This is a genomic window from Burkholderia seminalis DSM 23518, assembly GCF_902832885.1.
In the GTDB taxonomy this organism is placed as follows: domain Bacteria; phylum Pseudomonadota; class Gammaproteobacteria; order Burkholderiales; family Burkholderiaceae; genus Burkholderia; species Burkholderia seminalis.
Genome location: NZ_CADFDK010000036.1, coordinates 1 through 4,936, shown reverse-complemented (window position 1 = coordinate 4,936; position 4,936 = coordinate 1). Strand labels below are relative to the sequence as shown.

Sequence of the window (4,936 nt, the reverse complement as noted above, 5' to 3'; positions counted from 1 at the left end):
TCGACCGGCGCATCCGGCGCGCGCGGCGTTTCGCCTGCGTGCTGGATCCAGCCGCCGCCCAACGCGCGGTACAGGTCGACCAGGTTCGTCCAGCGCGCCAGACGTGCGCTGATCAGCGTCTGCTGGGCCGAGTACAGGTCCGTCTGCGCCGTCAGCACCGACAGGTAGCTGTCGACGCCGTTCTTGTAACGCAGGTCCGACAGGTCGAAACGACGCTGCTGCGCATGCTCGTTGCGCTCCAGCGCCGCGATCTGCTGGTCGTACGTGCCGCGTGCGGCGAGACCATCCGCCACTTCGCGGAACGCCGACTGGATCGCCTTCTCGTAGTTCGCGATCTCGATGCGCTTCTGCACGTTCGCCAGGTTCAGGTTCGCGATGTTCTGCCCGCCTTCGAAGATCGGCATCGTGATCTGCGGCGCGAACGACCACGCCGCCGTGCCGGCCTTGAACAGGCCGCCGAGCGTCGGGCTGCCGGTGCCGAATGCGCCCGTCAGCGAGATGCGCGGGAAGAACGCCGCACGTGCCGCGCCGATGTTCGCGTTCGCGGCCAGCAGCGTCTGCTCGGCCTGCATCACGTCCGGACGACGCGTCAGCAGATCCGACGGCAGCCCGGCCGGCACGTCCGTCAGCAGGTTCTGCGCGTCCAGCGGCATGCCCGCCGGCAGATCGTCCGGCAGCGGTTCGCCGATCAGCAGCACCAGTGCGTTCAGCGCCTGCGCACGCGCACGCGCCTGCGCCTGCTGGTTCGCGAGCGCCGTCTCGACCACCGTCTGCGCCTGACGCAGCTCGAGCTCGGAGCCCGTGCCGTTGTCGAACTGCAGCTTCGTCAGGTCGTACTGCGCCTGCGCGGACTTCAGCGTGTTCTCCGTGACCTTCAGCAGGTCGTCGGTCGACAGCAGCGTCAGGTACTGGTCGGCCACGGAAGACACCAGCGAGATTTCCGACGCCTGCCGCGCGTACGACGTCGACAGGTACTGCGCGAGCGCCTGGTCCTTCAGGCTCTGCACGCGGCCGAACAGGTCGAGCTCCCACGACGCCGACAGCCCGACGTTGTAGGCACGCGAGATATACGGCGCACCGGTCGTCGACAAGCCCTGCGGCACGCGCTGGACGTTGCCCGTGCCCGTACCGTCGAGCGTCGGGAACAGGCCCGCGCGCGTGATCTGGTACTGCGCGCGCGCCGCCTCGATGTTCAGCACCGACACGCGCAGGTCGCGGTTGTTCTTCAGCGCGATCTCGATCAGCCGCTGCAGGCGCGGATCGACGAAGAACTCGCGCCAGCCGATGGCCGTCGCCGCCTGGCCGTTCGCGCTGCGCGCGCCGGCCGCACCCGGCTGCGTCGCGTAGACGCCGCCGGCCGGGTACGCCTGCGCGACGGGCGCATCGGGCCGCTTGTAATGCGGCGCCATCGTGCAGCCCGTGGCGAACAGCGCGGCGGCCAGTGCCGCCATCGTTGCAGTCAAAGCATGTTTTTGCATCGTTATCGCCCCTTCGAATCGTGTGCGTCGTCGTGACCGCGCTGCAGGTCGCCCTGCACGAGACGCCATGCATCGTCGACGTTTTCCGTCTCGCCGCTGAAGATCGCGCGAACCCGCACGAAGAACATCGGGATCATGAAGATCGCGAGGAACGTCGCCGTGATCATCCCGCCGATCACGCCGGTACCGATCGCATGCTGGCTGGCCGAGCCCGCGCCGTTGCTGATCGCGAGCGGCAGCACGCCGAGCATGAAGGCGAGCGACGTCATCAGGATCGGGCGCAGTCGCAGGCGCGCCGCCTCGATCGCCGCCCGCACCGGCCCCATGTTTCCGGTCGCCTGCAACTCACGCGCGAATTCCACGATCAGGATCGCGTTCTTCGCGGACAAGCCCACGGTGGTCAGCAGGCCGACCTGGAAGAACACGTCGTTCTCGAGGCCGCGCAGCATCGTCGCGAGCAGCGCGCCGACCACGCCGAGCGGCACGACCATGATCACCGAGAACGGGATCGACCAGCTTTCATACAGTGCCGCGAGACACAGGAACACGACGAGGATCGAGATCGCGTACAGGATCGGCGCCTGCGAGCCGGACTGGATTTCCTGGAACGACAGGCCGGTCCACGAATAGCCGATGCCTTCCGGCAGCTTGCTCGCGAGCGCCTCCATCGCGGCCATCGCCTGGCCGGTCGACTTGCCCTCCGCAGCCTGCCCCTGGATCTCGATCGACGACACGCCGTTGTAGCGTTCGAGCTTCGGCGAACCGTAGATCCAGTGGCCGCTCGAGAACGCGCTGAACGGCACCATCCCGCCCGAACTGTTGCGCACGTACCAGATGTTCATGTCCTCCGGCGTCATCCGGAACGGCGCATCCGACTGCACGTAGACCTTCTTGATCCGGCCATCGGTATCGAGGAAGTTGTTCACGTACTGCGACGCCCACGCGATCGAGAACGTCTGGTCGATCGCAGCGGCCGTGACGCCGAGTGCATTCGCCTTCTCGCGGTCGATGTCGACCTTGTACTGCGGCGTGTCGTTCAGGCCGTTCGGGCGCACGAGCGCGAGCGCGGGATCCTTCGCGGCCATCCCGAGCAACTGGCCGCGCGCGGCCATCAGCGCTTCGTGGCCGAGACCGGCGTTGTCCGTCAGCTCGAAGTCGAAGCCGGCGGCCGTGCCGAGTTCGGGAATCGACGGCGGGTTGAACGGAATCACCATCGCGTCCTTGTAGGTCGAATAGTGCGCAAAGGTGCGGCCGATCAGCGCCTGGACCTTCTGGTTCGAACGCTGGCGCTGCTCGTACGGTTTCAGCTTCACGAACACGAGGCCCGCGTTCTGGCCGCGGCCCGCGAAGCTGAAGCCGTTGACCGTGAACACCGAGTCGACCACGTCCTTCTCCGCGGTCGTCAGGTACGTATTGATGTTGTCGAGCGTCTTGCCGGTCGTCTCCTGCGTGGAGCCGGACGGCGTCTGCACGATCATGAACATGTAGCCCTGGTCTTCATCGGGCAGGAAGGATTTCGGCAGGCGCGTAAACATCACGCCGACCGCGATGAACACGGCCAGATAGATCACGAGCCAGCGGCCCGAGCGCCGGATCACGTGATTCACGCCGCCCGTGTAGCGATCGCGGCTGCGATCGAAGGTCCGGTTGAACCAGCCGAAGAAGCCCTTCTTCTCTTCGTGATGCCCTTGCGGAACCGGCTTCAGGATCGTCGCGCACAGTGCCGGCGTCAGGATCAGCGCGACGAGCACCGACAGCACCATCGCCGACACGATCGTCAGCGAGAACTGGCGATAGATCGCACCGACCGAGCCGCCCGAGAACGCCACCGGCACGAACACCGCCGACAGCACGAGCGCCACGCCGACCAGCGCGCCGGTGATCTGGCCCATCGCCTTGCGGGTCGCCTCCTTCGGCGACAAGCCCTCTTCCGCCATCACGCGCTCGACGTTCTCGACCACCACGATCGCATCGTCGACCAGCAGGCCGATGGCAAGCACCAGGCCGAACATCGACAGCGTGTTGATCGAGAAGCCGGCGACGCCCATGATCGCGAACGTGCCGAGCAGCACGACCGGCACCGCGATCGTCGGGATGATCGTCGCCCGCAGGTTCTGCAGGAACAGGTACATCACGAGGAACACGAGCACGATGCCCTCGATCAGCGTCTTGACCACTTCCTCGATCGACAGGCGCACGAACGGCGTCGTGTCATACGGATAGTGGACGACCAGACCGTGCGGGAAGTACTTCGACAGCTCGTCGATCTTGGCCCGCAACGCAGTCGCGGTCGCCAGCGCGTTCGCACCGGTCGCGAGCTGGATGCCGAGACCGGCCGTCGGCTGCCCCATGTATTTCGTGTCGAACGTGTAGTTCTCCGAACCCAGCGCCGCGCGGCCGACGTCCTTCAGTCGAACCTGCGAGCCGTCCTGGTTGACCTTCAGCAGGATGTTGCCGAACTGCTCGGGTGTGCGCAGCAGCGTCGATTCGGTGATCGTCGCCTGCAGCACCGTTCCCGGCTTCGCCGGCGTGCCGCCGATTTGGCCGCCCGCGATCTGCACGTTCTGCTGCGTGATCGCCGTCGATACGTCGATCGGCGTGAGGCCGTAGTTGGTCAGGCGGGTCGGGTCGAGCCAGATCCGCATCGAGAACTGCGAACCGAGCAGCAGTGTCTGGCCGACGCCGTTCACGCGGCTCAGCGGATCGAGCACGTGCGAGGCCACGTAGTTCGTCAGGTCCTCCTTCGACATCCTGCCGTCCTCGGAGTTGAACGCGAACCACATCAGCCAGTTGCTGCTCGACTTCGTGACCTGCATGCCGAGCTGCTGCACGACTTGCGGCAGGTTCGGCGTCGCGAGCGACAGCTTGTTCTGCACCTGCACCTGCGCGACGTCCGGATTCGTGCCCGGCGAGAAGGTCAGCGTGATCGTCGCATTGCCCGAGTCGTCGCTCGTCGACGACATGTACAGGAAGTTGTCGAGACCGCTCATCTGCTGCTCGATCACCTGCGTCACCGTGTCTTCCACCGTCTTCGCGGATGCGCCCGGGTAGTTCGCCTGGATCTGGATCGTCGGCGGTGCGATCGTCGGATACTGCGCGATCGGCATCTTGAAGATCGATGCGACGCCGGCCAGCATCAGCACGATCGCGATCACCCACGCGAAGATCGGGCGATCGATAAAGAACTTGGCCATGAAACGGACTCCCTGTTATTGCGCGGCCGACGCGGCGGCCGAACTCGCAGCAGCATTGGCGGCGGTACTCGCCGGCGTGGCACCCGCCGCTACGGCGGACGCCGCATCCGGCGCCGGCGCGAGCTGCGCCTCGACGGTCTTCACGGTCGCACCCGGGCGCACCTTTTCGCCACCCTGCACGATCACGTGATCGCCCGCCTGCAGACCGCCTTCGACGATCCAGTTCTGACCCTGCATGCCGGTCGTCTTCAGCGGACGCGGCTC

The 4,936-nt window shown here is 66.2% G+C and carries 3 protein-coding genes; all 3 read right to left on the bottom strand.

Features of this window, described 5'->3' with window-relative positions; translation table 11 throughout:
- A partial coding sequence (locus HWX00_RS36485; protein ID WP_175868202.1) for an efflux transporter outer membrane subunit occupies window positions 1-1,478 on the bottom strand: 1,478 nt, incomplete at its 3' end.
- A gap of 2 nt (window positions 1,479-1,480) precedes the next feature.
- The gene (locus HWX00_RS36480; protein ID WP_175868201.1) at window positions 1,481-4,672 is read right to left on the bottom strand and encodes an efflux RND transporter permease subunit; all 3,192 of its coding nucleotides are present in this window, start codon (window positions 4,670-4,672) and stop codon (window positions 1,481-1,483) included.
- 15 nt (window positions 4,673-4,687) lie between these two features.
- The coding region (locus HWX00_RS36475) for a permuted SH3 domain-containing protein (protein WP_481971375.1) at window positions 4,688-4,936 on the bottom strand (249 nt) is incomplete at its 5' end.

Coding starts and splice junctions, on each gene's coding strand:
- HWX00_RS36480 (WP_175868201.1), bottom strand. CDS start 4,672: ATGGCCAAGTTCTTTATCGATCGCCCGATCTTCGCGTGGGTGATCGCG.